The organism is Streptomyces hirsutus, from assembly GCF_001418415.1.
GTDB classification, from domain to species: Bacteria; Actinomycetota; Actinomycetes; order Streptomycetales; family Streptomycetaceae; genus Streptomyces; species Streptomyces hirsutus.
In genome coordinates, this window is record NZ_LIQT01000203.1 from 789 (window position 1) to 22,084 (window position 21,296).

Here is a 21,296-nt window from a genome sequence, read left to right on the forward strand (position 1 = left end):
CGCCCAGCGCTACTACATCCAGGCGCTGCGGCTGGCCCAGGCGGCCGGCGACCGCGGGTACGGCGGGTACGTGCTCGCCGCCTCCATGAGCCATCTGGCCGCGCAACTCGGAAACCCGCGCGAGATCGCGCAGTTGGCGCGTGCCGCGCAGGAAGGCGCACGAGGGCGGGCGACCCCCCGGGTGGAGGCGATGTTCCGGGCGGCGGAGGCGCGCGGGCACGCGCTGATGGGTGACGCGGGTGCCGCGCAGGAGGCGGCCGGGCGCGCGATTGACGCCATGGAGGCGGCCGACCCGGCCTCGGGGGACGACCCCGTGTGGATCGCCCATTTCGACGAGGCCTACCTGGCCGACGAGTTGGCGCACTGCCACCGGGACCTGGGGCAGGCCGAGGCCGCCGCGCGATGTGCGCGCGAGGCGCTGGCCGGACACCCCGAGTCGCGGGTGCGGCGCCGGGCGATCGGCTATGTGCTGCTCGCCACGGCGCAGGTGCAGCAGCGGGAGGTCGAACAGGCCTGCACCACGGGTCTGAAGGCGGTGGAACTGCTGGACGGGCTCAGGTCCCACCGGGGCGCCGAGTACCTGGAGGACTTCCAGCAGCGGCTGGAGCCGTATCAGGAGGAGCCGGTGGTGCGGGAGTTCGGTGCGCGCATGGCCCTGCCCGCGGCGGCGTGAGCATGCGGCGGCGCGGTGTGATCAAGATCCCGTTCGTCGTGCCAACTCGGCGGAAGATGGCGGGTGGTGAACATTTCGGGTGATCCCGAGTGAACGTGCGGGTCATGCGGGAGCGGAGCGGAAGAGGTGACATGAACAGCGTGAGGTGATCCGGTTTTGTTACCGCGCTCACAGGGCATGAGGTCAGGTCCTGTGCTGCGTGGCACCGGGCTCCGGGGACCCGGTAGCGTGAGCCGACGATCCACAAGGTCCCCCATGGGTAGGAGTCCCGGTGACGCAGAGCGGACAGGGTGAGGAGCCCTCGGCGCGCCCCGCGCGAGAAGGCATCGTGCTGCCCTCCGACGGCGGCCAGCCCTTGCTGCCGGGCATGACGGGTGCCGCGGCCGACCCGGTCGCGCCGGGCGGGCAGGCGCCCGCCTCGGCGCCGCCCGGCGGTCAGACCTGGGGCATGCCCTGGGGGCCCGAGCAGCAGCAACAGCTGCCGCCCGCGCCGGCCCCGCCGTCCGGCCAGGAGTGGCAGTCCCCGCCCGCCCAGCAGTGGGGCGCGCAGGAACCGGCCCCCTGGGGCGCGCAGGGACCGGCTGCGGGACAGCAGGGTCCGGGCCCGCTGCCGCCCGAGGGCGCGCAGTCCCCGGCCCACGGCGCGACCCACGGCCTCCCCTCCTCGTACGGCCCGAACCCCGGCGGCCCGTCCGCGCAGATGCCCCCGCAGGCCACCGGCCAGGGTCCCGGCTACGGCGGACACCACGGCGGGGACGCCTACGGCTCGGCGGCCGGGGGGCCGGACGGGTACGGGCAGCAGGGCGGAGGCGCCCCGATGCCGCCGCAGCACGGTTCCGGGTACGGCGCCCCCGCCGGCGCGTACGGCGCGGGCGCCCTGCCCGACGGGTCGGAGGGGGCCACCCAGTTCCTGCCGCCGGTCCCCGCCGCCCCCATGGACGAGGGCGCGACGCAGTTCATACCCCCGGTGGGCCCTGGAGCACTGCCTCCCGAGATGCCCGCCGCACACCACTCCGAGACGACCGGGTACCCGGGCCGGGCCGGCGGACCGCCGGCGCCCGCGGGCAACCCCGACGCCGAGGCCACCCAGTTCATGGCCCCGGTGACCGACGGGCCCCAGGGCGCGCCGTACGGAGCCGCGCCCGGTGTTCCCTCCGGTGGCCCCGCCGACGAGGGGAACCGGCAGCCGCCCGCCGAGTTCGACAATCTCTTCCGCACCTCGGGCGGCGACGAGACCCCGGCCGGGTCCACCCAGCAGATGCCCCGCATCGAGCACCCGCAGCCCGCCTACCCGCAGGCCGGGCAGGGCGGCGGCCGGCGTGCCGCCCGGGAGAGCGAGGCCGGCGGCCGGGGCGGCCGGGGCGGCCGTACGGGTTCGAAGGTGCCGTTGATCGCGGCGGTCGGCGTCGGCCTCGTGGTCCTCGGCGTCGGCGCGGGCGCGATGCTCGGCGGCGGGGGCGACGACGACAGCAAGAACCAGCCGGTCTCCGCCAGCGGGCCCGCGAGCGAGGCGCCGTCGGCCGAACCGTCCGCCGAGCCGACCGTCGACCCGGTCCGGGAGCAGGCCGTCGAGCTGGACAAACTGCTGGCCCACAGCGGCGACAGCCGGTCCACGGTGATCAGCGCGGTGGAGAAAGTGAAGTCCTGCAAGGACCTCCAGCAGGCGGCCCAGGACCTTCGGGAAGCGGCCGGACAGCGCAACCAGCTGGTCATCGACCTCTCCCAGCTGTCGGTGGACAAGCTGCCCGACCACGCGGCGCTCACCGACGCGCTCGTCAAGGCGTGGCAGGCGTCGGCGTCGGCCGACAACCACTACGCGGCCTGGGCCGACCAGACCGCGGGCAAGAAGGGCTGCCGGAAGGGCCAGGCCCGCTCGACCGGTGAGACCCAGGCCGCCAACAAGGACAGCGGCACCGCGACCGCCGAGAAGACCAAGGCCGCCCAGCTGTGGAACGCGATCGCCAAGCAGCACAGCCTGACCGAACGGCAGCCGACCGATCTGTGACCGGCCGGAGCCCGGCCCTGCTCGGACGACCGGCGTGCGGCGACCGGAGCGGTCCGGTGCGGGGCTGACGGAGAACGACGAGGGCGGCCGGGGCGACGGAGGGGCGGTGGCGGACGGTCCGCGTCCCGCCGCCTCAGGTCAGGTCGGTGTTGCGCAGCGTGTCCGTCACGTCGATGAAGCCGTCCCGGCCGGACACCAGCCGGCCGTCCTTGACCTCCTGGAAGGTCACGTTGGCGTTGACCATCCGGGGGAAGCCGACGGCGGCCAGCTTGTCCTGGAACTGCCAGCGCAGGGTGGGGGTGAGCCCGCCCGTCTCGACCTTCAGCCCGGCGTTCAGCGTCCGGACCACGGTGTCGGCGCTCACCTCTTCGCCGCCGAGCGACTCGACGACCTGCTTGAACACCGTGTAGGCGATCCAGGTCGTCTGCACACCGGCGTCGGCGGGGTCGATCCGGTTGTCGCCGAACGCCTCCTTCTTGATCACGTCCTTCATCGGGTCCCAGAGACCGTCGCTCGACGCCGGGTACCAGCCGGTGACGTACGACCCCTCGTACGGGCTCGACGCCCCGCCGGTCGTGTTGATCGTCGTCTGGTCGACGCTGCCCAGCACGGTCGCGGTGCGCACGTCCGGGTGGTCGGCGCGGGCGCGCCGGAAGGAGTCCATGAAGGTGCTGGTGCGGTCGCCGAGCGCGGGCACCACGCAGCCTTCCGCCTCCGGGTCGGTGGTGCTGGCCTCCAGGGCCTGCCTGGCCTGCCCGCCGTACTCGGTGGCCTCCTCCGCCGCCCGCTGGTCCGCGGTCGGTTCGTGGCCGCCCGCGGACAGGCCCGAGTCGAGCAGCGGGGGCAGCTGGTCGCCCGCGATGGTGTCGGGACGGATCAGGGTGACCGGCCCGCAGACGTCGGCGAGGGCGCGGCCGAGGCCCGCCAGCAGCGCGGGCTGGCCGCCGTTGACGGGGTAGGACAGCGGGCTGGTGAACTCGTCGGTGGTGATGCCGTAGCCGCCTATGTACGGGATGCCGGCGCCCTCGAGGGTCGGCAGGAACGTGTCGGCGTGCTGGCTGTACGAGCCGACGACCGCGACCACGCCCTTTTTGACGGCGGCCCGGGCGCACCGCGAGGCGGCCACGCTGTCGTTGCGCTCGTTGCAGGTGATCACGTCGAGCTCACGGCCGTTGATGCCGCCCCCGGCGTTCACCCAGCGGGCGTACGCCTTGGCGAAAGCGGGCATACCGGGCTTGTTGGTGGCACTGGTCTTCTCGGGTGCCCAGGTCATGACGGTGATCGGTTCGTCGCTGTCGCCTCCCGGGCCGGGGACGACTCCGCACCCGGCGACCAGGACCGTGGCCGCCAGCGCGCCCGTGGTCAGGGCGCCGGCTCGGAACGGCCGGGAGGTGCGACGGGGGAGGAGGCTGTTGCGGAGGCGGCTGCGGTTGCGCGGACTGCCGGTCATGTTCACGCACGATTCCCCCACATGGTCAACCACCGGGTGACTCACGGTCGACGGACAGTGACGTGGAGGTGAATTGCCGGGTCCGGTGCGACCGGCGGCGAGGGGAAACGTACGATCGACGACCGTGCAAGGTTCGGAGAACTCTTCCCGTCGCAGCCGTCGCTCCTTCACCATGGGCGGCATGCCACTCAACGACATGCCATGGTGGCGCTGGCGCAGCAATGTGCGCTCCGCGCTGCACATGCTTTCCGACCCCGGGTTCCAGCACGGCGTCTGGCTGGCCGGTGTGGACGGCTACGGCGACGTCACCGACGCGGTCTACCGGCTGGTCGAGGACACCTGGCTGGACAACTGGTCGGCCGAGAAGTACGTGGGCACGATCTTCCGCGACTCCCAGGAGGCGGCCCTCGTGGACACCGCGGTGCTGCGCGTGCTGCGGATCATGCACCAGGTCGGCCCGGACGCGCCCGTCACCGCCTACCTCGCGCACGAGGGATGGCCGGACGCGGTGCGCGCCGCGCGCGACGCGCACGTGCGGCTGGCGACCAGTGACGGGGAGGACCCCGACACTCCGCCGCAGAGCCTCGAGGCGCTGAGCATCCTGACCCGGTCCGCGTAGCGGAACGATCCCCCGGCGGGGATCCGCGTATGGGACCCTTTTCCGCATGAGTGAGCAGCCCACCCGAGCAGAGGCCCCGGCCGACCAGTACGTTCTGACCCTGTCCTGCCCTGACAAGCAGGGCATCGTGCACGCCGTGTCGAGCTACCTGTTCATGACCGGTTGCAACATCGAGGACAGTCAGCAGTTCGGTGACCACGACACCGGGCTGTTCTTCATGCGGGTCCACTTCTCCGCGGAGGCCCCCGTGACCGTGGAGAAGCTGCGGGCGAGCTTCACGGCGATCGGTGACGCCTTCCAGATGGACTGGCGGATAAGCCGGGGCGACGAGAAGATGCGCATCGTCCTGATGGTCAGCAGGTTCGGTCACTGCCTCAACGACCTGCTGTTCCGCGCCCGGACCGGCGCGCTGCCGGTGGAGATCGCCGGCGTGGTGTCCAATCACACCGATTTCGCCGAACTGGTGGCTTCGTACAACGTCCCCTTCCACCACATTCCGGTGACGAAGGACACCAAGGCCCAGGCCGAGGCGAAGCTGCTGGAGATCGTGCGCGAGGAGGGCGTCGAACTCGTCGTGCTCGCCCGCTACATGCAGGTCCTCTCGGACGACCTGTGCAAGCAGCTCTCCGGGCAGATCATCAACATCCACCACTCCTTCCTGCCGAGCTTCAAGGGCGCGAAGCCGTACCACCAGGCACACGCCCGGGGCGTGAAGCTGATCGGCGCCACCGCGCACTACGTCACCGCCGACCTCGACGAGGGACCGATCATCGAGCAGGAGGTCGAACGGGTGGGTCACGACGTCACCCCCGACCAACTCGTCGCCGTCGGCCGCGACGTGGAGTGCCAGGCACTGGCCCGCGCCGTGAAGTGGCACGCGGAGCGCCGCATCCTGCTGAACGGGCGGCGGACGGTGGTCTTCGCCTGACCCGTCGGGAGACGGGCGGCCCGGGAACGGGGCCGGAACACGCGGCCGGGGCCCGCCCGGCCTGATCCGAGGAGCAGGTCCCGGATCCGGACGGACTCCGGATCCGGACAGGCCCTAGATCCGGCTCATGGAGGCCGCCGCCAGCAGGACGTCCCGGATGGCCGCCTTGTCCCCGACCTGCCCGGCGGCCGCCTCCTGCGGCGACACGTGGCCCGCGGCCAGACGGCAGAACTCCGAGCCGTCGAGCGCTATGTGGGCCACCTCGTGCTCCGCGGACCCCTTGGCCGCCGGGGAGTCCAGCGGGATCAGCCACTCCCCGCCGCCGGACCCCTCGATCTCCAGCCGCAGGCTCCGCCCCGGCGCACCGGCCGCGACCAGCCGCCGCTCGGTGGAGACCTCCTGCCCGGCCTGCCGGCGTGCTTCGAGGACGGCCGGCAGCATCCGCGCGGCCAGGTCGACCATGCCGTGCAGATGCCGTCCGGTCGGCGGCTCGTACGGATAGTCCACCGCCTCGGCGATGTCCTCCCCGTGCACCCAGCACTCGAAGGCGCGGTCCAGCATCGCGTCGTGCAGCGGCAGCTCGTAGCCGCCGTACGAGACCGGCATCCGCCCCGCACTGCTGCCGGTGAAGGACACCGTCCGTACCAGGTCGTGGGTCTGCGCACGCCAGGGCGCCCGCACGGAGCGGGTCGGCGGGCAGTGGGCTCCGCGCCAGAACGCCTCGGTGCGGGCCGACGGGGTGGCCTGCTCGGGCGCGAGGCCGCCGAGCGGGTCGGGCAGGCCGAGGGCGGCCGCGACCAGCCCGTCGACCGCCAGCAGATGCGCGATGACCCCGGCGACGGTGGTGCGGCGGGTGGTGGCCTCGTCGGCCTCGTACCAGCGCAGCCGCACGGGCGCGTGCCACTCGGTGTCGCCGAAGTCCTGGAGCAGCGCGTCCAGCCGCGCCGTCTCCGCGTCGTAGGCGGAGGCCCAGTCCGGCACGGGGATGCGCGGCGGGCGCCGCTTGAGACAGGTCTCCAGGACGCGGGTGCGCAGCCCCGGGTCCAGGTCGAGGCTCTCGGGCCGCTGCAACAGCCCGACGGCGTCCCGCAGGCGCAGCGCCTCGTCGGCGCAGGCCCCGCACTCGCCGAGGTGCTCCTCGACGGCTGCCGTCTCCTCCGGTGCGCAGGCGGCCAGTGCCCACGCGCCCAGCAGCGACTTCAGCACCCGGTGCTCCAGCATCAGCGGCTCGGGCTCGGGCGTGGGGGCCGGTGCCGGCAGGGGCTGTCCGGTCTCCTCGACGGAGGCGCGGGGCGGCGGTGTGCGGGCGGAGTGGCCGGGCCCGGCGGCGCGGTCCGGGCCGTCACCGGGGCCCGTACCGTCGCCCGGTCCGTCCGTGCCGCCACCGGACTCGCCCGGAACGTCCCGCTCGCGCGTACCGTCCGCCCCGTTTCCCGGGCCCGTGCGTGTGTCCGCGTCCGTGTCCTCGTGACGCTCCCCGTCTCCTTCGTGCTCCCCGTGTTTCTCGCGCTCACGGCCGGTGTGTTCATGGTCGTCGTACGGCTCGAAGAGGTCGTCGCTCACGCCGCACCCCCGATACCGGGCGGGGCGCCCGGGGCCTCGGTGTCGTGGGCCGTGGCGAGCAGCTGGAGGCCCAGCCGGAGGCGGCGGCGGGCCTCGTCCTCGGTGACGCCGAGGTCGGCGGCGGTCTGCTGGTAGTCCCTGCGCTGGAAGTACGCCAGCTCCAGCGCGGTCCGCAACGGCACCGGCATGGCGTGCACGATGTAGTCCGCGCGGGCGGCCACCGAGGCGTGGCGCACCTGGTGCTCCAGATCCTCCGCACTGCCGGCGCCGCCACGGGCCAGCGCGGCGGTCCCGACGGCGCGCAGCCGCTCGACGGCCAGCCCGTGGGTCAGCACGGCGATCCACGTGCGCAGCGGCTCCTGCTGGGGGTCGTAGGTGTCCGGGTGCTCCCAGACGTGGGCGAAGACCTCGCGCGTGACGGTGTCCGCCGCGTCCTCGTCGCCGAGGACGCGGTGGGCGAGGCCGTGCACGAGGGAGGCGAACCGGTCGTAGAGCTCACCGAGCGCGGCGGCCTCTCCGCGGGCGAGCCGCTGCTGCATCTTGCGGTCCCAGCGGGGTGGTACGTCCCGTTGCGTCATGCGACCCCTCCACCCCTGTCCCTTTCGGCGTCCCGGAACGGTCCTGCCCGGTCCGGCAGGTGCCCGCCGACTCACGAATGTAGTCGGCACGTACGTGTACGCACGCCCCTTTGCGGCAATGTGCGCCCCCCACCGGGCCTCAGGTGGTAAAAGGTCGCCGACGCGCACGTCGGATGCCGTCCGGTGGCCTGCCTACCCCACCCATCATCGATCGGAACCGATCGAACGAGATCGAAGTCGACTGAAACAAGCCTTTTCTGTTCGGTTACGGTTTCTTGAGTCGTGTTTCAGGGCACGGCCGGTGGGCAGCTGCGCTGCAGGGAAGCGTAGGCGTTTCTTCCGTTTTGGCGAGCGAAGGGCGTGGTGGTGGCCTTCAACGTGACCGACGGGGAGCAGGGCGGTTGGGCCGTGCTCCGGGTGTCGGGCGAACTGGATCTGATGACCTCGCCGGTGCTGCGTCAGCGCGTGCACGACGTCGTGGCCGAGGGCAGACACCGCCTTGTCCTCGATCTCTCCGAGGTGTGGTTCTGCGACTCCAGCGGCGTGGGAGTGCTCATCGCCACCCGCCGGCTGCTCCGCTCCTGCCAGGGCAGTCTGCGGCTGATCCTTCCCGCCCAGGGAGCCGCCGACGGCAGCCACGTCAACCGGGTGCTCGGCGCGCTCGGGGTGCGCCGCCTCTTCGACGTCCACCCGGACGTCGTGTCCGCGGTGGACGGGGAGTCGCGCCCGCTGTCGGCCTGAGCCGGCCCCGGGACGACCACGGGGCCCGCGGAGGCCCGCGCGGACCCCGTGGTCGTCCCGGAATTCTTCCGTTCTTGGTACAAGCGTCGTTTCGGGCTCACGGAGGGCGCCGCACGTCGTACGCTCCGGGCGAGACGACCCCCACGGGGAAACCCACTGACTAAGGCGGCCTGAAAGAGACATGGTCACCAGCGAATACGAGCGCAGGATCGCGGCCCGCTTCGCCACCTTCGACCAGGACGGCAACGGCTACATCGACCGCGAGGACTTCAGCGGAGCGGCCAAGGCGCTGCTGGCCGAGTTCGACACCCGGGCCCGGTCCGACAAGGGCCAGGCCCTGTACGGCGGCGCCGAGGCCTTCTGGCAGGGCATGGCGGGGATCGCCGACCGCGACGGCGACCAGCGCATCACCCGCGAGGAGTTCGTGAACGGCGCGGTCAAGCGCCTGCGGGACACCCCGGACCGGTTCGCCGAGATCGCCCGCCCCTTCCTGCACGCGGTCCTCGCGGTGGCCGGCGGCGGCGACGGCGACGGCGCGGTGGGCGTCGAGGAGACCGCCCGCGCCCTGAAGGTGCTCGGCGTCCCCGAGGAGCTGGCGGGGTCCGCCGCCGCCGCGCTGGACACGGACGGCGACGGCAGGATCGGCGAGGAAGAGATCGTGGGCGCCTTCGCCCGCTACTTCACCGTCCCCGAGTAGCGCTCCCGCAGCCCGCGCCCGAGCACCTTCCGCGGGTTCTCGCCGCGCGGGAGGGCGTCGGCCGCCTCCGGCCGCTCCGGCGGCTTGTGCGCCGACGGCCCTCCCGCGCGCGGATGCGCGGTCACCGCCCCCGGCGTCGGCTCCCCGGGGCCGTGCACCGCCACGCGCGCGTACGGACCGGCGGACCGGCGGTGCAACACGCCCGGGTCCGCGAACGGTTCGGCCGGCCGGCCGGGAGCCTTCCGGGTGGTCTCCGCCCGTGCGCCGGAACACCGGTCCGCGCGGAGACCACCCGCGCCGCCGTCCACGCGGCGCCCGTGACGGCCTCCGGGCGCACGGAGGCATGCGCCTCACCCGGGGGCGGGCGTTCCTCTGCACCGCGGAAGCGCCCAGGTGCGGGCCCCGCGTACCGGAGGCGCCACGGAGAGTGATGATCCGCTCGCCGTCGAACCGCTCGCCGGAAGCGCCCGCTCCGCCCCCCTGTCTGCGATGTCGCGGATCGCTCCGCGCGAATGTCGCGGATTGTGGCATCCGGACGTCACGGAGCGTTGAGACCGGGTTGTGTCCTACGCGTGACTCGTCACGGCCCGGAGTCGGCCGTCCGCTCCGGTACCTTGTGTGGGATGCGAGTGGTTGTGAGCACGCACCGCACCGGAGTTGCCCCCGAGGCGAGTCCGGAACGGCCGGTGCCTTCCGCCGTTCGCCGCGCCATCAGGCCGACTGCCACCGCCTGTTCGAGTTGCCGGGGCGGGCGTCGCACAGTATCCCGCACGGGTACTCCTTCGCGCTGGAATATGCCCGAAGCGCTTGTTGGCGTGACTGTACGTCAACCATGCTGGCCCATAAGGGATTCACGTTCCGTGACCCTTGTCCCGGCCGTTGTCCAGGCCATGCAGAGAATGGCTACGATCGTGGCCCTCGTGAGGCGCGAGTCCAAGTGTCCGCCGGTTCGGATGGTGTGAGCGGTGCAGGTGCTTCAAGTGCAGCTGGAGATCCGGCCCGACCCTGCTGAAGTGGGACGGGCCCGTCGGTGGGCCCGCTCGCGTCTGGCCGGATCGGGGATAGCGGCCGACGAGCCGCTCGCCGAGACGCTGATCCTGCTCGTCTCGGAGCTCGTCACCAACGCCGTGGTGCACACCGGCTGTCCGGCCGTGCTGAGACTCTCCCTGCCGGGTGTGGAGGCCGGGGAGGCCACCGTCCGCCTCGAGGTGGCCGACCGGAGCGGCAGGGCGCCGGTGCCGCGCTGCGCGGACGGCGACGCGACCGGCGGGCGCGGCCTCGCCCTTGTCGACGGCCTGGCCGACCGCTGGGGCTGGAGCACCGACGGTGCCGGCAAGCGCATCTGGTGCGAGCTCGACCGCTGCGCGGCGGCGCGGGAGGCCGCCGCCCCGGCTTGGGGCGGCTTCGCGTACGAGGCGGTGTAGGGCCCGGCGCTCCGAGGGCCGGGACGTCGGGGCCTCGGGGGATCAGGGGGATCCGGCGGGTGGGTGCACGGTTGTGCGTACGCGCAGGTGCACCGATGCATGGCGACCCGGCCGTACGAGTCGATGTGTGAGCCGGTGCGCCGGGTGTGCTTCCGTGCGCGGCATCGAATAACCGGGCATATGTCGCGGACCCTTCCATAGGTGAGCGAAACGGCGTTGACGTGGCGTGACCGTGTGATCACTCTGGTCGTCAGCGATTCGCTGCGAGGGGACGGCGAGGACTTCGACGACGGGAGCCCTCGGCGAGTGTGGGTCGTGATTCCGGCGCCGCTTTCCTCCTGACGAGGGGAGCCGGGCGGGAGCGCCGGAGTCGGAAGGCGGTGCGGTGCCGCCGTGCTCAGGACGGGCGGCACCGCGCCATCACCGCCACCGCCATCGCCGCCCCCGATCGCTGCGACATCGAGCCGCGGTCGGGGGCGGGTCCATCCACAGGCTGTGGACAACTTTTCCGGATTTCAGCTCTGGCCCTGGCCCTGCCGTGTTCCTCGCGCCCAGCCCCCGTGGTCGCCCTCCTGGTCCCTGCCTCCGGCCCGGAACGTCCGCCGGTACGCGGACGGTGTCACCCCCAGCGCCGCCTGGAAGTGCTGCCGCAGGGACTGGGCGGTGCCGAACCCGGCGTCGCGGGCCACCCGGTCCACGGACAGGTCCGTGCACTCCAGCAGATGCCGGGCCCGTTCCACCCGCTGCCGGGTCAGCCACTGCCCCGGGCTGACCCCTGTCTCCTCGCGGAAGCGGCGGGTGAAGGTGCGTACCGACATCGACTCCTGGGCGGCCATGTCGCGCAGCTGGACCGGCTCGTGCAGCCGGCCCAGCGCCCAGGCGCGGGCGCCGGTCGTGGACGCCTGCTGCTGATCGGGCACCGGCCGTTCGATGTACTGCGCCTGCCCGCCGTCACGGTGCGGCGGTACGACCGTGCGACGGGCCACGTCGTTGGCCACGGCGGCGCCGTGGTCGCGCCGGACCATGTGCAGGCACAGGTCGATGCCGGCCGCGACCCCGGCCGAGGTCAGGATGTCGCCGTCGTCGATGAACAGCACGTCCGGGTCGACCTCGATGCGCGGGAAGAGCCGCTGGAACCGCGCGGCGTCCGCCCAGTGCGTGGTCGCGGGCCGGCCGTCGAGGTGACCGGCGGCGGCGAGGACGTACACGCCGGTGCAGATGGAGGCGAGCCGGGTGCCGGGACGGACGAGGGCGAGGGCGGCGGCCAGTTCGGGGGTCAGCTCGCCCCGGTCGAAGACCGGGCCGAGCTCGTAGGAGGCCGGGACGATCACCGTGTCGGCGGTGGCCAGGGCCTCCGGGCCGTGGGCGACGTGGAGGGTGAAGTCGGCGTCGGTCTCGACCGGTCCGGGAGGCCGGACGGAGCAGGTGACGACCTCGTACAGCGGCCGCCCCCCGGCGTCACGGGGACGGCCGAAGATGCGGTGCGGGATGCCCAGCTCGAAGGGGAGCAGCCCGTCCAGGGCGAGGACGACGACGCGGTGCGGCCTGAAGGCGCCGGCGTCGGAGGTGCTGGGGACGCGGTCGGCCGGTTCCATGGCCCGATCCTAGCGAAGGATGTCCCTCGGGCCACTCGATGCGAGGACCCCGTGTACAGAGGCTCTATGGCGTGACCCAGACGAGCGAGACAGCCGGCACGGTGAAGCAGCCGGACGGCGTGGAACAGCCGGACAGCCCGGAACAGCCGAACACCCCGGAACCGTCGGACCGCGTGGAACAGCCGGACGCCGGGGAGCGGGCCGAAGCGCGGGCCGGCAGCGGGCGGAACCGCCCCGGCCCGCGCCGCCCCCGCATCCACCGCGCGTGGTTCGTCGCCGCCGTCACCTTCGTGACGATCATCGGCGCCGCCGCCTTCCGGGCGGTGCCGGGGCTGTTCATCGACCCGCTGAACGAGGAGTTCGGCTGGTCGCGCGGGACCATCGGCGCCGCGGTCTCCGTGAACCTGGCCCTGTACGGCCTCACCGCCCCCTTCGCGGCGGCGCTGATGGACCGCTACGGCATCCGGCGGGTCGTCGCGGTGGCCCTGACCGTGATCGCGCTCGGCTCGGGGCTGACGGTGTGGATGACGGCGGCCTGGCAACTCATGCTGTGCTGGGGGCTGCTGGTGGGCCTCGGCTCCGGCTCGATGGCGCTGGCGTTCGCCGCGACCGTGACCAACCGCTGGTTCACCGAACGCCGGGGCCTGGTCACCGGCATCCTCACCGCCGCGTCCGCCTCCGGGCAGTTGATCTTCCTGCCCGTGGTCTCCTGGATCGTCGCGACGTACGACTGGCGCCCGGCGGCCGTCACGGTGGCGCTCGCCGCGCTCGCGGTCGTCCCCTTCGTCTGGCTGCTGCTGCGCGACCACCCGGCCGACGTGGGCCAGAAGCCGTACGGGGCGAAGGAGTTCGTCCCCAAGCCCGAGCCCGTCCCCGGCGCCGCCCGCCGCACGCTCAAGGTCCTGTTCTCGGCGGTGCGCACCGGACCGTTCTGGCTGCTGGCCGGCTCCTTCGCGATCTGCGGTGCCTCGACCAACGGCCTGATCCAGACCCACTTCGTGCCCGCGTCCCACGACCACGGCATGCCGATCACCGCCGCCGCGTCCCTGCTGGCCGTCATCGGGGTCTTCGACGTCGTCGGCACGGTGGCCTCCGGCTGGTTCACCGACCGCTTCGAACCGCGCCGCCTGCTCGCCGTCTACTACGCCCTGCGCGGCATCTCCCTGCTCTTCCTGCCGATGCTCCTGGCGCCCAGCGTCCATCCCCCGATGATCTTCTTCATCGTCTTCTACGGCCTCGACTGGGTCGCCACCGTCCCGCCCACCCTCGCCCTGTGCCGCGAGCACTACGGCGACGACAGCGCCATCGTCTTCGGCTGGGTCCTCGCCTCCCACCAGATCGGCGCCGCCCTCGTCGCCTTCCTCGGCGGCGTCGCGCGGGACGTCTTCGGTTCCTACGACGTGGTCTGGTACGCCTCCGGCGCCCTGTGCGCGGCGGCGGCACTGATGGCGCTGGTGATCCGCAGGCGGCCGCGCACGCCCGCGCAGGTGCCGGTGACGGTGACGGCCGGCTGAGAGGACCCGGCGCCGGGGACGGGCGCCCCGGCGCTTGCGGACCTCAGGCCTTCTTGCCGAGCAGGCCGCACAGTTCCCGCTCCAGATCGAGCATCTGCGTCTCGTGGCCCGGGGGCACCCGTCGGTAGGTCCGCTGCAGCCACTGCTCCACCAGCGCGGACGGGGCCTCGAGCAGGACCTGTCCGTCCGGGGCGGCCAACGCGATGCACAGCATGCGGCGCGACCCGGTCCCGACGGGCCAGACCCGTACGTCGCCCTGTCCGCAGGGCCCGAACATGCCCTGGGCCAGCAGCTCGCGGGCGAACAGCCAGGTCACCGGGGCGTGCGTGCCGACCTGGAAGTCCACGTGGACGGCGTAGGGGTCGTGCGGGTCGTAGGACAGACGGGTCTCCACCCCGATGCTGTGACCCGGCGCGATCAGCAGGCGCATCTCGCACTCCTGCTCGACGAAGTTCTTCATGGGCTTTCTCTTGCTCTCTCGATCCGGACGGCGCTCGCTGGAGGCTCTCTCCGGACGGTTCCTTCGGCGGTCCCGGTGCGGGTGCCGTGTGCCGGCCGCCGCCCCCGCATCGGGTGACGACATGCCCGGGGCGGGGGTCGGTGCGCCTGCAGTCGCACTGAACCCCGCCCCTGGTGGTATGGGCGCACCCCGTACGGTCACCCACTGCCGCTTCCGGCCGCGACAGCTCATACGCGACGTCGTTGTCGGACATGAGCCGTACGGGCGGTGCGTGCGCGCGGCCGATCAGCGGGCCGGTGGTTCCCGGCCCTCGCCGTCAGCGGCGGTCGTTCCCGCGGTCGTTGCCGCGGTCGCGGTCATGACGGTCGCGGTCATGACGGTCGCGGTCGTGACGGTCGCGGTTGTTGTCGCGGTCCCACTTGCGGTCGCGGTCGTTGTCCCGGTCGTGCCGGTCACGGTCGTGCCGGTCGCGGTCATGACGATCGCGGTTGTTGTCGCGGTCCCAGCCACGGTCGCGGTCGTTGCTGCGGTCCCACTTGCGGTCGCGGTCGTTGTCCCGGTCGTGCCGGTCACGGTCGCGGTCATGACGGTCCCGGTCGTGCCGGTCGCGGTCGTTGCCGCGGTCCCAGCCACGGTCGCGATCGTTGTCCCGGTCGTACCGGACACGGTCGTGCCGGTCGCGGTCGTTGTCCGTGGCGTAGGAGCCGGCGGTGACGCGCTGGGCGTCGTGGTGGGGCGATGCCGAGGCGGTACCGCCCGCGGCGAGCACAACGCCCACCGCGACTGCCACAGAGGCGGCCCCGGTGGCGACCCGGCGTCCGAAGGTGCGACTCATGATCATTCCTCCTTGAATGCCATGCCGACGTCCCGATCCGTGGGGCGTCGAACGGTGCCCCGGTGTGGTGGGGCAACACCGAAGCTACCTGGAGATTGTTGAAAGATTAACTTTCCACTATGTGACCTATTTCACCGATAAGGCCCCCTCCGGGGAGGGAATAGTTCAGCCTTCCGTAACCTTCGGGCGGCCGGAATCAACCGCATCGACGCATGCGGAGAAATCGCCGCAGATCGACTCGGGACGTCACTTTGCCCGCTCCCGTGAGGCAGTGCCGGCTGGCGCTCTGTCAGGTCACTGAATTGACGGAGCGACAGGGATGCCCACGGGCGGTCGAGTTGCCGTGCGAACGACTGGCGAGGCCGGTACGGGAGGCGGATCCGGGGCCGGTTCCGGTGCCGGAACCGGCCCCGGTGGTCGTCACACGGGGAGCCGGGAGATCCCCGGTGCCCCGCGGCGGGTCAGCGCCTTGGCTATCTTCTCCGCGTCGAGGGCCAGTTCGCGGAGGTTGCCGCTGATGGGGTTGGTGAAGCCGGTGAAGTACAGGCCGGGGGCGTCGGGCGGGGTGCCGGCGCCACGGGCGACCGGTCTGCCCCGGTCGTCGAGGACGTCGAGGTGGCCGACGAGGCCCTCCAGGGCGCGCACGTACCCGGTGGCCGAGATCACCGCGTCCGGGGCGACGCGGTCGCCGTCGGCGAGGACGACCTCGCCGTCCTCGAACTTCTCGACGGCGGCCACGATCTCCACCGTGCCCTTGCGCACCGCGTCGACCAGGCCGACGTCCTGCACGGGGATGGCGCCTTCCAGCACCCTGCTGTAGAGGCCGCTGTCGGGGCGCGGCAGGCCCTGGGCCGAGAGGTCCGGCATCGCCACCCTGGCCTGTACCCGGGACAGCCGGTCGACGAGCCCCACCGGCAGCCGGCGTACCAGGACGGCCGAGCGCTGGGAGGGCCAGCCCGCGGTCGAGCGGCGCACGAGGTGCGGGACGGTGCGGACCGACAGCCGTACCCGGGAGGCGCCGCCCTCCACCAGGTCGACGGCGATCTCCGCGCCGGTGTTGCCGATCCCCGCGACGAGGACGTCCCGGCCGGCGAAGGGCCGCGCGTTGCGGTACTCGGAGGCGTGCAGGAACGTGCCGGTGTAGGTGTCGCGGCCGGGCCAGTCGGGCAGCCTGGGCGTGTGGTTGAAGCCGGTGGCGATCACGACCGCGGCGCCGGTCAGCTCGCGTCCTCCGGTGGCGTGCAGCAGCCAGCCGGTGCCGTCGGCGGTGCGCTCGACGCGGGAGACCTCGACCCCGGTGACGATCTCCAGGTGGTGGTGCTCCGCGTACTTCTCCAGGTACCGGACCATGTCGTCGCGGGCGACCCATCGCCCGAACCGCCGCGGTATCGGCAGGCCGGGCAGCGCGGACAGGCGCCGGGTGGTGTGCAGTCGCAGCCGGTCGTAGTGGCGCCGCCAGGACGCGCCCACGCCGTCGGACCGTTCCAGGACGACGGCCCGCACCCCCCGGGCGCGCAGCGCGTACGCGACGGCGAGCCCGCCGGGGCCACCGCCGATGACGTAGACGGGACGGTCCTCCTGGTGCGGTGCCGTGGGGTTCGGGGGTGTGGTGGAGTCGGCCATGAGCGCGAGCGTAATCTCGCACATGCTTGATGGGTCTCGGTCAAGACCGGAATTGGTTGCGGATTGATCACGTCTGTAGGAGGCGGGGTGGGATCGGTGGCGTAGAGCGCCCGGATGTGAAGGGAACGTTCTGCGCGAAGCGCCCCGGCCCGCCGGGAAGTGACGTCCCGTCAGGCGCTGTCGGAGGTGGCGCGCGTCAGGGGCGGACCGGGCCGTGGATCGGGCGCGGGCCGTGGCGGCCGGAGAGCCGACGGTGGCAAGAACCGGACCGTAGGGCCGACAGTCCGCTCCGCCCCGCCGTCGCCGCTTCCTCACGGCCAGAGGAGTTCACTGGACCACACCTCCCGCGATGACCGCGGTGACCGGCGGTAGCGCAGCCGGATGTGACGGCGGAGGGTGTCGCCCTGGAAGAACTCCACCTCGTCCGGACGCAGGCGGTACAGGGTCCACGACGGGGCCGGGGTGTCCGGCTCCCGCCGGGCCAGCTCCCAGGCGGCCTCCGAGGCGCGGGTCAGCTCCTCGGGGGAGTCGAGGACCTCGCTCTGGCGGCCGGTGAGCGCGGAGGCCAGCGCCCCGGCCGAGCGGGCGCGCAGATCGGCCCGCGCCTCCTCGGCCGGGGCGGTGGCGACGGGCCCGCGGACCCGGACCTGACGGCCCAGCACCGGCCAGTAGAAGGCCAGCGCGGCATACGGGCGGGCGGCGAGGTGGCCGCCCTTGCGGCTGTGGGCGTGGGTCGCGAAGGACCAGCCGTCCGCGTCCGCGCCGTGCAGCATCACGATCCGTACGTCGGGCAGCCCCTCCGCGTCCGCCGTGGCCAGGGACATGGTGTGCGGTTCGGGCTGCCCGGCCGCCACCGCCTCGGCGAACCACCGCGTGAACAGCGGCAGCGGTTCGGCGGGGGCGGCGGCCGGGTCGAACGCCGGCAGCTCGGTGAGCTCCGGGTCCCACACCCGCAGCGACGTCAGCAGCTCGTGAAGATCGGTTCCCATGCCCCGATTGTCCCTGCCCGTCGCCTCCTCGTGCGGAGTCCCGTGCGCACCGTCGTACGGGTCGCTCTCACACGGACCCGAGGTCGGAGGAGACCCAGCGCTCGGGCCGCATGCGCAGGACGACCTGCTCGCCGTGGTCCTTCCAGGCGAAGGCGACATAGCCCTCGACCTTGTCGGCCGGGAGATAGCGGGAGGCCAGCTCCCGGAGCTGCTCGATGGTCGCCGGGGTGGTCTCGACGACCGGTCCCTCGACCGACACGTAGCGGATGGTGGGATCGAGGCGGTCGGCCATGAGGGAGAACCGGCCCGCCGCGTCGATCAGCCGGTTCTTGCGGGAATCCAGTCCCGTCATGATCCATACGTCTCCCCCGGGCGTGTACTGGTACCAGATCGGCACGGTGAGGGGTGCGCGCCCCTCACCCGCGTCGACGGCGATCGCGGCGACATGGGGTTCGGCCAGGAACTGTTCGCGCTCTTCGGTGGTCAGGGCCATTTCGGGTTCCTCCTGCGGCGTCTGCGGCTTACGGGCGGCTGTGGCTGCCGGGTGTCACTCGAGCATGCGCTTGCGGGGGCCTGTCTTCGCGCAGTGCTCAACGAGATCGCGCGCGGACGTGTTCCCTTTTCACCGGTATGGATCCATAGCCTCCGCTCCCGGGTCTCCGCCGCCCCCGACCCCGGCGAACTCTCTCGGGGTCGTTGCCGTGAATCTGACGGCGGGTCATATATGGTCGGGAGGCCGGAACGCGCGACAGGCGGTGGCTCACCGGAGTGAGCCACCGCCTGTCAGACAGGACGCGGAAAAGCTGTAGGAGCGGGGGAGGGATCGTGGGGCGCCTCGCCTTACTTGGTCGGTTTTTTGCCGGTGACACCCAGGTGCACCAGCAGGGCCAGGTTGGGCTTGAGTTCGGCCTGCTTCACGCCCCAGGCGGTGAAGCCCTTCTGGTGCGAGGCGACGGCCGCCAGCATGGTGACCAGGGAACCGGCCACCGCGGCGGGGCTCACGTCCTTGTCGATCCGGCCCTTGGCCTGCAACTCGGCGACGGCGTCCGCCAGGGAGCTGTTCACCGAGTTGAGGATCTTCATGCGGAGCTTGTAGAAGCGCTTGTCGCCCTCGGCGGCGCCGAGATCGACGACGCGCAGGATCGCGTCGTTGCGCTTCCAGAAGTCCAGGAATCCGTCGACAAGTTCCTGCGCCGTCTGCCAGCCGGCCTTGCCGACCCAGGAGCGTCCCTCGAGCAGTTCCGCCAACCCGGCCCCGTCGGAGGCCATGTGCTCGGCGATCTCCAGGACGGCGCCCTCGACGTCCGGGAAGTACTGGTAGAAGGTCGCCGGCGAAGTCCCCGCCTTGCGGGCGACGTCGATGACTTTGACATCCCGGTAGGGGGAGGAGCCGAGCATCTCGCTGAGGCAGTCGAGCAGCTTCTGCCGGGTCGCCTGCCCTCGCCGGCCGGCCACGCGGCCGTCGACGGTACGCACTTGTCCTGTCATGACGTCAGCTTACCGAGGGGTGATGGGAGCGCTATTCGGCCGACTGCAAATGGGGTGCAAGGGGCGGTCGTGCCTGGTGTGCCTGGTCTGCGCGGTGCGTGCGGCACCGTTACTTTGGCGGCATGGCCGAAAACAGGGCATCGGAGTACACAGAGGGCACCCCGTGCTGGGTGGACGCGCAGCTTCCCGACGTGGAGGCGGGCAAGCGGTTCTACGGCGAACTTTTCGATTGGACGTTCGAAGACCAGTCGGAGCAGCCCGAGTGGCCCGCACCGGCCTCCCGGCCCGCGCGGCCCGTGCAGCCCTCGCCGCCCCTGGGGACCGTGCGGGCGCTGCTCGACGGCAAGCCGGTGGCGTCCCTCGCGCACAAGACGGACGGCCGGCTCCCCACCGTGTGGACGGTGTCCTTCGCGACCCCGGACGCCGAAGCGCTGTGCCGGCGGATCCTCGCGGCGGGCGGACAACTCGTCTCCGCGCCGCGCGCGGTCGGCGAGCTCGGCGTCACCGCGCTCGTCACGGACCCCGAGGGTGCCGTCTTCTCCCTGTGGCAGCCCGGCGAACGGCCCGGTTTCGGCCGCCGGCACGAGCGGGGCGCCTTCGCCTGGGTCGAGCTCTACACCCGCGACACCGAGGCGGCCAACACCTTCTACGGCGCCCTCTTCCACGACGCCCTGTTCGGGGAGGGTGCCGAGCCCGACTTCGGCCGCGCCCCGGTCTCCGACGTCTTTCCGGTCGAGATGCCGCCCCACTTCCTCGTCCACTTCGCCGCCGAGGACCTCGAGGCGACCATGGCGGACGTGACCCGGCTCGGCGGCCGTGTCCAGGTGCCGCCCTTCGGGACGTCGTACGGCACCGTGGCCGTGGTCACCGACAACCAGGGTGCGTCCTTCGCCCTGCTGTCCCGCTGAGCGGCCCCGACGTTTTCCTTCCCGTCCCGGGAAGCTCCCGTGCCGCCCGCCCCGACGTCTCCGGATGCCCGTCGGGCCACCCCGGCACGGCTCTCCGGTCTCCCGCCGCCGTCCTCCCGGACACTCCTCCGGTCCCGTCGGTCGCCGGCCCTGCCCCCTGTCCACCCCATTGATCTGCATATAAGACTAGACACCCCCTATGTCGTCGGGTTCGCAACCAGCGCCCCGGACAGGAAGAATCGGGGTGCGTGCCGCCACGGGGCCGCGGTGGTGAGACGCTGCACTTCGGTCGCGCACAGGTGGTGGCGCGATTCGTACGGGGAGGTGGCAGGCAAAGTGGTGGATCAGCTGACGCAGCACGATCCGCGGCGTATTGGGCCGTTCGAGGTGCTGGGACGGCTGGGTGCCGGCGGCATGGGGCTGGTCTATCTCGCGCGTTCGGCGTCCGGCCGGCGCGTGGCGATCAAGACGGTCCGCACCGAGCTGGCCGAGGACCAGTTGTTCCGCGTCCGTTTCACACGCGAGGTGGAGGCGGCCCGCGCGGTCTCCGGTTTCTACACCGCGGCCGTCGTGGACGCCGATCCGCGCGCCGCCGTGCCGTGGCTGGCGACCGCGTACGTCCCCGCGCCCTCACTCGAGGAAATAGTGAACGAGTGCGGGCCCCTCCCCGCCCAGGCGGTGCGCTGGCTGGCGGCCGGTGTGGCGGAGGCGCTGCATTCCATCCACGGCGCCGGGCTGGTCCACCGCGACCTCAAGCCGTCGAACGTCCTCGTCGTCGAGGACGGCCCGCGCGTGATCGACTTCGGGATCGCCTCCGGTGTGTCGAACACCCGCCTGACGATGACGAACGTCGCCGTCGGCACCCCCGCCTACATGTCTCCCGAGCAGGCCAAGGACTCCCGCAGCGTCACCGGCGCCAGCGACGTGTTCTCCCTCGGCTCCACCCTGGTCTTCGCGGCCACCGGACACGCCCCGTTCCACGGCGCGAACCCGGTCGAGACGGTCTTCATGCTGCTGCGCGAGGGCCCGGACCTGGACGGTCTCCCGGACGAGCTGCGCCCGCTGATCGAATCCTGCATGCAGATGGAGGCCCCGGCCCGGCCCAGCCCCGCCGACCTCCAGTCCCAGCTCGCCCCGCACCTGTTCGGCTCCGGCTCCGACGACAGCGGTACGGCCTCCGCGTGGCTGCCCGAGCAGGCGGTGAGC

At 72.5% G+C, this 21,296-nt stretch carries 20 protein-coding genes and 1 pseudogene; 10 read left to right on the forward strand and 11 right to left on the reverse strand.

Translation table 11 applies throughout. The features are described 5' to 3' along the window. Window positions 1-673, forward strand: a pseudogene (locus tag AOK11_RS44995) (transcriptional regulator); the annotation flags it as partial. Window positions 674-944: 271 nt separating this feature from the next. Next, window positions 945-2,678, forward strand: a complete 1,734-nt coding sequence (locus AOK11_RS16240) for a hypothetical protein (protein ID WP_240497372.1) — start codon at window positions 945-947, stop codon at window positions 2,676-2,678. Window positions 2,679-2,811: 133 nt separating this feature from the next. On the opposite strand, the gene AOK11_RS16245 is transcribed toward AOK11_RS16240, so the two are convergent. After that, window positions 2,812-4,128: an ABC transporter substrate-binding protein gene (locus tag AOK11_RS16245; RefSeq protein WP_055594450.1), complete on the reverse strand. Its 1,317-nt coding sequence runs from the start codon at window positions 4,126-4,128 to the stop codon at window positions 2,812-2,814. Between the two features lie 172 nt (window positions 4,129-4,300). Here AOK11_RS16245 and AOK11_RS16250 point away from each other — a divergent pair, with 172 nt between their 5' ends. Further along, complete coding sequence (locus AOK11_RS16250; RefSeq protein ID WP_055594436.1) at window positions 4,301-4,747, forward strand: SCO4402 family protein; 447 nt, start codon at window positions 4,301-4,303, stop codon at window positions 4,745-4,747. Window positions 4,748-4,793: 46 nt separating this feature from the next. Next, complete coding sequence (purU, locus tag AOK11_RS16255; protein WP_055594437.1) at window positions 4,794-5,675, forward strand: formyltetrahydrofolate deformylase; 882 nt, start codon at window positions 4,794-4,796, stop codon at window positions 5,673-5,675. A gap of 114 nt (window positions 5,676-5,789) precedes the next feature. On the opposite strand, the gene AOK11_RS16260 is transcribed toward purU, so the two are convergent. Next, entirely contained in the window at window positions 5,790-7,238 is a 1,449-nt protein-coding gene (locus tag AOK11_RS16260) for a maleylpyruvate isomerase N-terminal domain-containing protein (protein WP_079034883.1), read from the reverse strand. Next, entirely contained in the window at window positions 7,235-7,816 is a 582-nt protein-coding gene (locus tag AOK11_RS16265) for a sigma-70 family RNA polymerase sigma factor (protein ID WP_055594438.1), read from the reverse strand. The genes AOK11_RS16260 and AOK11_RS16265 overlap by 4 nt, the downstream gene beginning before the upstream one ends. Window positions 7,817-8,176: 360 nt before the next feature. On the opposite strand from AOK11_RS16265, the gene AOK11_RS16270 reads away from it, so the two are divergent. Further along, window positions 8,177-8,557 (forward strand): STAS domain-containing protein, encoded by a 381-nt coding sequence (locus AOK11_RS16270; RefSeq protein WP_055594439.1) that lies wholly within the window; start codon window positions 8,177-8,179, stop codon window positions 8,555-8,557. 181 nt (window positions 8,558-8,738) lie between these two features. Beyond that, window positions 8,739-9,254, forward strand: coding sequence for an EF-hand domain-containing protein (locus tag AOK11_RS16275; RefSeq protein ID WP_055594440.1), 516 nt, complete (start codon window positions 8,739-8,741; stop codon window positions 9,252-9,254). Here the strand turns inward: AOK11_RS16275 and AOK11_RS16280 are convergent. Then, a complete protein-coding gene (locus tag AOK11_RS16280; protein WP_206188857.1) occupies window positions 9,233-9,379 on the reverse strand; it encodes a hypothetical protein in 147 nt (48 codons plus the stop codon). The two genes, AOK11_RS16275 and AOK11_RS16280, sit on opposite strands and share 22 nt — an antisense overlap. Before the next feature lie 855 nt (window positions 9,380-10,234). On the opposite strand from AOK11_RS16280, the gene AOK11_RS16285 reads away from it, so the two are divergent. Beyond that, a complete protein-coding gene (locus AOK11_RS16285; protein WP_055594442.1) occupies window positions 10,235-10,678 on the forward strand; it encodes an ATP-binding protein in 444 nt (147 codons plus the stop codon). Window positions 10,679-11,193: 515 nt separating this feature from the next. Here the strand turns inward: AOK11_RS16285 and AOK11_RS16290 are convergent. Continuing rightward, window positions 11,194-12,273 (reverse strand): GlxA family transcriptional regulator, encoded by a 1,080-nt coding sequence (locus AOK11_RS16290; protein ID WP_055594443.1) that lies wholly within the window; start codon window positions 12,271-12,273, stop codon window positions 11,194-11,196. 38 nt (window positions 12,274-12,311) lie between these two features. On the opposite strand from AOK11_RS16290, the gene AOK11_RS16295 reads away from it, so the two are divergent. Next, window positions 12,312-13,787, forward strand: a complete 1,476-nt coding sequence (locus AOK11_RS16295) for an MFS transporter (protein ID WP_420902995.1) — start codon at window positions 12,312-12,314, stop codon at window positions 13,785-13,787. Window positions 13,788-13,830: 43 nt separating this feature from the next. Here AOK11_RS16295 and AOK11_RS16300 read toward each other — a convergent pair whose 3' ends face one another. The 6 genes from AOK11_RS16300 to AOK11_RS16325 form a co-directional block, all read right to left on the reverse strand. Continuing rightward, window positions 13,831-14,247, reverse strand: coding sequence for an SsgA family sporulation/cell division regulator (locus AOK11_RS16300; protein ID WP_055594444.1), 417 nt, complete (start codon window positions 14,245-14,247; stop codon window positions 13,831-13,833). Window positions 14,248-14,563: 316 nt separating this feature from the next. Beyond that, window positions 14,564-15,082, reverse strand: a complete 519-nt coding sequence (locus AOK11_RS16305) for a hypothetical protein (protein WP_206188858.1) — start codon at window positions 15,080-15,082, stop codon at window positions 14,564-14,566. A 420-nt stretch (window positions 15,083-15,502) separates the two neighbouring features. After that, entirely contained in the window at window positions 15,503-16,705 is a 1,203-nt protein-coding gene (locus AOK11_RS16310) for a flavin-containing monooxygenase (RefSeq protein ID WP_055594453.1), read from the reverse strand. Window positions 16,706-17,016: 311 nt separating this feature from the next. Then, window positions 17,017-17,694 (reverse strand): pyridoxine/pyridoxamine 5'-phosphate oxidase, encoded by a 678-nt coding sequence (locus AOK11_RS16315; protein ID WP_055594446.1) that lies wholly within the window; start codon window positions 17,692-17,694, stop codon window positions 17,017-17,019. A gap of 67 nt (window positions 17,695-17,761) precedes the next feature. Continuing rightward, the gene (locus tag AOK11_RS16320) at window positions 17,762-18,187 is read right to left on the reverse strand and encodes a pyridoxamine 5'-phosphate oxidase family protein (protein ID WP_055594447.1); all 426 of its coding nucleotides are present in this window, start codon (window positions 18,185-18,187) and stop codon (window positions 17,762-17,764) included. A 347-nt stretch (window positions 18,188-18,534) separates the two neighbouring features. Continuing rightward, on the reverse strand, window positions 18,535-19,170 hold the full coding sequence (locus AOK11_RS16325; protein ID WP_055594448.1) for a TetR family transcriptional regulator: 636 nt from the start codon (window positions 19,168-19,170) through the stop codon (window positions 18,535-18,537). Window positions 19,171-19,304: 134 nt separating this feature from the next. On the opposite strand from AOK11_RS16325, the gene kbpA reads away from it, so the two are divergent. Next, on the forward strand, window positions 19,305-20,090 hold the full coding sequence (gene kbpA / locus AOK11_RS16330) for an AfsK-binding protein KbpA (RefSeq protein WP_206188859.1): 786 nt from the start codon (window positions 19,305-19,307) through the stop codon (window positions 20,088-20,090). Window positions 20,091-20,426: 336 nt separating this feature from the next. Next, the coding region (locus AOK11_RS16335) for a serine/threonine-protein kinase (RefSeq protein WP_157869375.1) at window positions 20,427-21,296 on the forward strand (870 nt) is incomplete at its 3' end.

Bases quoted from the DNA above. Each gene is read 5' to 3' on its own strand.
- AOK11_RS16245 (WP_055594450.1), bottom strand. From the start codon at position 4,128: ATGACCGGCAGTCCGCGCAACCGCAGCCGCCTCCGCAACAGCCTCCTC.
- AOK11_RS16250 (WP_055594436.1), top strand. From the start codon at position 4,301: ATGGGCGGCATGCCACTCAACGACATGCCATGGTGGCGCTGGCGCAGC.
- purU (WP_055594437.1), top strand. From the start codon at position 4,794: ATGAGTGAGCAGCCCACCCGAGCAGAGGCCCCGGCCGACCAGTACGTT.
- AOK11_RS16265 (WP_055594438.1), bottom strand. From the start codon at position 7,816: ATGACGCAACGGGACGTACCACCCCGCTGGGACCGCAAGATGCAGCAG.
- AOK11_RS16275 (WP_055594440.1), top strand. From the start codon at position 8,739: ATGGTCACCAGCGAATACGAGCGCAGGATCGCGGCCCGCTTCGCCACC.
- AOK11_RS16290 (WP_055594443.1), bottom strand. From the start codon at position 12,273: ATGGAACCGGCCGACCGCGTCCCCAGCACCTCCGACGCCGGCGCCTTC.
- AOK11_RS16295 (WP_420902995.1), top strand. From the start codon at position 12,312: ATGCGAGGACCCCGTGTACAGAGGCTCTATGGCGTGACCCAGACGAGC.
- AOK11_RS16300 (WP_055594444.1), bottom strand. From the start codon at position 14,247: ATGAAGAACTTCGTCGAGCAGGAGTGCGAGATGCGCCTGCTGATCGCG.
- AOK11_RS16305 (WP_206188858.1), bottom strand. From the start codon at position 15,082: ATGAGTCGCACCTTCGGACGCCGGGTCGCCACCGGGGCCGCCTCTGTG.
- AOK11_RS16310 (WP_055594453.1), bottom strand. From the start codon at position 16,705: ATGGCCGACTCCACCACACCCCCGAACCCCACGGCACCGCACCAGGAG.
- AOK11_RS16315 (WP_055594446.1), bottom strand. From the start codon at position 17,694: ATGGGAACCGATCTTCACGAGCTGCTGACGTCGCTGCGGGTGTGGGAC.
- AOK11_RS16320 (WP_055594447.1), bottom strand. From the start codon at position 18,187: ATGGCCCTGACCACCGAAGAGCGCGAACAGTTCCTGGCCGAACCCCAT.
- kbpA (WP_206188859.1), top strand. From the start codon at position 19,305: ATGGCCGAAAACAGGGCATCGGAGTACACAGAGGGCACCCCGTGCTGG.